We start from the raw sequence: 4,302 nt of genomic DNA, 5'->3' as shown, positions 1-4,302 counted from the left end.
CCTCACCCGATCGGGTGAGGGGCGGGGCGCTTTCCGGGGCGGCGCCGGCCTCAGCCGCGTATCAGCTCGAACCCCTTGTACCCCGAGGCCGCGACGTCCGAGATGATCTCCCCGTACACCCCGAAGCCGCCGATGAACGGCATGAACACCCGCGGCTTGCCCGGGATGTTGGCCCCCAGGTACCAGGAGTTCGCCGCCGGGAACAACGTCGCCGCCGCCCGGTCGCGGCACTGCGCGACCCACTGCTCCACGGCCTCCCCGCTCGCCTCGATCGCGCGGTAGCCGTGCTCGTCCAGATGGCGCAGGCAGTCGGCGAGCCAGTCGCCGTGCTGCTCGGCGCAGAGCACGACGTTGGCCATGACGGACGGGCTGCCGGCGCTCGTGAGGTTGAACAGGTTCGGGAAGCCGTCGACACCCAGGCCCAGATAGGTGCGCGGACCCCCGCTCCAGACCTCCTTCAGGCTCCGGCCACCCCGCCCCCGGACGTCCACCCGGTCGATCGCGCCGGTCATCGCGTCGAAACCGGTCGCGAACACGATCGCGTCGAGCTCCACCCGGGTGCCGTCGGCAAGCACGATCCCGGTGCTCTCGATCCGCTCGATCGGGTTCTCCCGCAGGCTCACGAGACGCACGTCGTCGCGGTTGAACGTCTCGTAGTAGTGCGAGTCGGTGACGATCCGCTTGGTGCCGATCGGATGGTCCGTGGGGACGAGCAGGTCGGCGGTGGCCGGGTCGTCGACGAGGGCGCGGACCTTCTCCTCCCAGAACGCGCGCGCCTCCTCGTTCGCCGCGAGGTCGGTCAGCTGGTCGGGGAACGTCTTCGAGTACAGGACGCCGCCCAGCTCCCAGCGCTCCTCGAACGCGGCCCGCCGCTCCTCGGCGGACACCTCGAACGTCGCCGACGGGTGCGCCGCGTGGGGCGAGCCGCCGCCGCTGAGCCGCGAAAGGCGCCGCCGCTCGGCGTAGCCGGCCTTCTGCCGGCGGCGCGTCTCGTCGTCCAGCGGCTCGTTGCCCGCCGGGATGCTGAAGTTGGCGCTGCGCTGGAAGACGGTCAGGTGCGCCGCCTGCTCGGCGATCAGGGGGATGGCCTGGATGCCGGAGGAACCGGTGCCGATCACGCCGACGCGCAGCCCGTCGAAGTCCACGCCCTCGTGCGGCCAGGCACCGGTGTGGTACGTGGCTCCCGCGAACTCCCCGGCCCCCGGGATGTCCGGCATGTGGGTGCTGGAGAGGCAGCCGACGGCGAACACGCAGAACCGGGCCGACACCACTTCGCCGCCGTCCGTGCGGACCGTCCAGCGCAGCGTCTCCTCGTCCAGCTCGGCGGAGGTCACCGAGGTGCCGAAGGCGTAGCTGCGGCGCAGGTCGAAGCGGTCGGCGACATGGCGCAGATAGCGGATGATCTCCGGCTGGGTGGCGTACTTCTCGCTCCAGTCCCACTCCTGCTGCAGCTCCTCGTCGAAGGAGTACGAGTAGTCCACGGACTCCACGTCGCAGCGGGCGCCGGGGTAGCGGTTCCAGTACCAGACGCCGCCCACGTCGTCCCCGCGCTCGAAGCCGCGCACGGCGAGGCCGAGACCGCGCAGCCTGTGCACGGCGTACAGACCGGTGACGCCCGCGCCGATGACGACGGCATCGACGGACTGGATCTTGCTGTCGTTCACGTTCGTACTCTCCTCATCGGGTGGTGGTGGTCCCCGCCGACCGCCTCAGCGCCTTCTTGTCGACCTTGCCCGCCGCGTTGTGCGGCAGGACCGGGAGGGCGTGGAAGGCGCGCGGGACCTTGAAGTTGGCCAGTCGCTCGCGCGTGTACGAGGTCAGCTCGGCCGCGTCGATCGGAGCCCCGGACGCCGGCACGCAGTACGCGACGCCGACCTCACCGAGCCGTGCGTCGGGCGCGCCGACGACCGCCGCGTCCACGACGGCCGGGTGGCCGCGCAGCACCTGCTCCACCTCCGCCGGGTACACGTTGAACCCGCCCACGACGAACATGTCCTTCAGCCGGTCGGTGATCCGCAGGAAGCCGCGCTCGTCGAGCACCCCGACGTCCCCGGTGTGCAGCCAGCCGTCCGCGTCGACGGCCCGGGCGGTGGCCTCGGGGTCGTCGAGGTAGCCGTGCATCACGTGGTAGCCGCGGGTGAGGATCTCGCCGGGCTCCCCGGGCGGGGCGTCGATGCGCAGCTCCGTGCCCTCCAGGGCCGTGCCGGAGGTGCGGGCCAGGGTCTCCGGGGACTCGTGCGGCGGGCAGATCGCGACCACGCCCGATGACTCGGTGAGGCCGTACGCGGTGTTGACGCTCCGCGCGCCGAGGGACGTCCTGATCTCCTCGATGAGCGTGGTGGGGATGTTCGCCGCGCCCGTGACCGCCATCCGCATCGCGCTCAGGTCGTACGCCGCGCGCTCGGGATGGTGGATGAGCGAGGTGAAGACCGTGGGCGCACCGGTCAGGACGGAGATCCGCTCGTCCTGCATCCGGCCGAGGACGACATCCGCGTCGAAGACCCGCTCCGGGACGATCGTGGCCCCGTGCAGGAGGCAGGCGAGGACGCCGGCCTTGTAGCCGAAGGTGTGGAAGAACGGGTTGACGAGCAGATAGCGGTCGCCGCGCCGGAGGGTGACCGTACGGGCCCAGGCGTCGTACACGCGCAGGTTCTGGCCGTGGGTGGTGGGCACGCCCTTGGGCCGGCCGGTGGTGCCGGAGGTGAAGAGGACGTCGGCGGTGTCGTCGGGGCGCACGGCGGCGGTACGGGCGAGCCGGTCCGCCCCGGTCACCCGGTCCGCGCCCGCGAGGAAGCCCGACCAGTCCGCGGAGTGCAGGGTCACCGTCCGCTCCAGGAGCGGGAGCTCCTCCCCCGAGGCAGCGAGCAGCGCCCGGTAGTCCGTACCCAGGAAGTCGTGCTCGGTGAAAAGCAGCCGGGTACGGGAGCGGCGCAGGATGTCGGCGGCCTCGGCCGCCTTGTAGCGGGTGTTCACCGGGACGAGGACACCGCCGGCCGCCACCGCGCCGAGCGCGGCCACCACCCAGCGGGCGCTGTTGGGCGCCCACACGGCGACCGGGTCGCCCGGGCGCACCCCTTGCGCGATCACCGCGCGCGCCACCCGGTCGACCCGGTCGCGCAGCTCCGCGAACGTCCAGCGCTCCTCGCCGAAGACGAGGGCCTCCTCATCCCCGTACCGCTCGGCGGCCCAGTCCGCGAGCCCGGCGATGGTCTGCGCGCCCCTCATGATCTGTCACGTCCTCCCTGCTGTCCCGCCCCCTCCGGCGGGGCGCGGGCGGTGGAACCACAGCGGAGGGGAGCCTGTCAGGGAGGGGGGTCCCGGCGCAGGGGCCGGTTCCCGCTCACCGGGAAGGTGGCGGGACTTCTTCCGGCGCCGGGACCTCTTCCGGCGAAGCGGCAGGGAAGCGGTCAGCGCGTGATCAGACCGGGGACGACCTTCGCCAGCTGCTCGAAGGACAGGACGCCCTCCCGTACGAGGAGCGGGACGTCGCCGGTGAGGTCGACGATCGACGACGACACCGGTCCGGCGGTCCGGCCGCCGTCGAGGTACACCGACACGGAGTCCCCGAGCATCCCGAGGGCGGCGTCGCAGTCCTCAGGCGAGGGCCGGTCGGTGAGGTTCGCGCTGGAGACGGCCATCGGGCCGGCCGCGGCGAGCAGGTCGAGGGCGAGGGGATGATCGGGCATCCGCACGGCCACCGTGCCGCCGGTCTCGCCCAGGTCCCAGGAGAGCGAAGGCCGGTGGCGGAGCACCAGCGTCAGACCGCCCGGCCAGAACGCCTCGATCAGCGCCTCGGCCGTCTCCGGCAGGTCCGCGACCAGGTCGTCGAGCGCCTCCCGCGAGCCGACGAGCACGGGGGAGGGCTTGTGGCGGCCCCGCCCCTTCGCGGCGAGGAGACCGGCGACGGCCCGCGGATCGAAGGCGTCGGCGCCGACACCGTAGACGGTGTCCGTCGGGAGGACGACGAGCCGCCCCTGTCCGAGCGCCGTCACCGCCGCGTCGATGCCGGCCCGGCGGGCCGAGGGATCCGAGCAGTCGAATCGCTGTGTCATGAGGTCGTGTACTCCGTGTTCTCGACGCCGTGGGAGGAGACGAGCCGGGCGCTGCCCTCGGCGAGCTGGTAGGCCAGGCCCACGACGGCCACTTCGCCCGTCCGCACCTGCTCGGACAGGACGCGGGAACGGTCCATGAGCAACTGCACCGTGTGCCTTATGTGTTCGTCGATGATGTCGCCGTCCTCCGTCAGACCGGCGGCGCGGGCCGCCAGGATGCTCGGCGTCACCCGCTCCACCACGTCCCGTA

At 72.5% G+C, this 4,302-nt stretch carries 3 protein-coding genes and 1 pseudogene; all 4 read right to left on the bottom strand.

Going from position 1 to position 4,302, the window contains the following annotated elements:
- Window positions 1-50: 50 nt before the first annotated feature.
- Window positions 51-1,664: an NAD(P)/FAD-dependent oxidoreductase gene (locus CCN56_RS36325; RefSeq protein ID WP_086832009.1), complete on the bottom strand. Its 1,614-nt coding sequence runs from the start codon at window positions 1,662-1,664 to the stop codon at window positions 51-53.
- A gap of 13 nt (window positions 1,665-1,677) precedes the next feature.
- Window positions 1,678-3,225, bottom strand: a complete 1,548-nt coding sequence (locus tag CCN56_RS36320; protein ID WP_086832008.1) for a FadD3 family acyl-CoA ligase — start codon at window positions 3,223-3,225, stop codon at window positions 1,678-1,680.
- Window positions 3,226-3,407: 182 nt separating this feature from the next.
- Entirely contained in the window at window positions 3,408-4,052 is a 645-nt protein-coding gene (locus CCN56_RS36315) for an L-threonylcarbamoyladenylate synthase (RefSeq protein ID WP_086832007.1), read from the bottom strand.
- Window positions 4,049-4,302, bottom strand: a pseudogene (locus CCN56_RS36310) (carbonic anhydrase); the annotation flags it as partial. The gene CCN56_RS36315 and the pseudogene CCN56_RS36310, both read right to left, overlap by 4 nt.

This window comes from Streptomyces sp. NRRL B-24572 (assembly GCF_002156145.1).
Taxonomy (GTDB): Bacteria; Actinomycetota; Actinomycetes; order Streptomycetales; family Streptomycetaceae; genus Streptomyces; species Streptomyces vietnamensis.
Note: the sequence above shows the minus strand (reverse complement) of the source record. Positions and strands in the feature narration are given on the sequence as shown.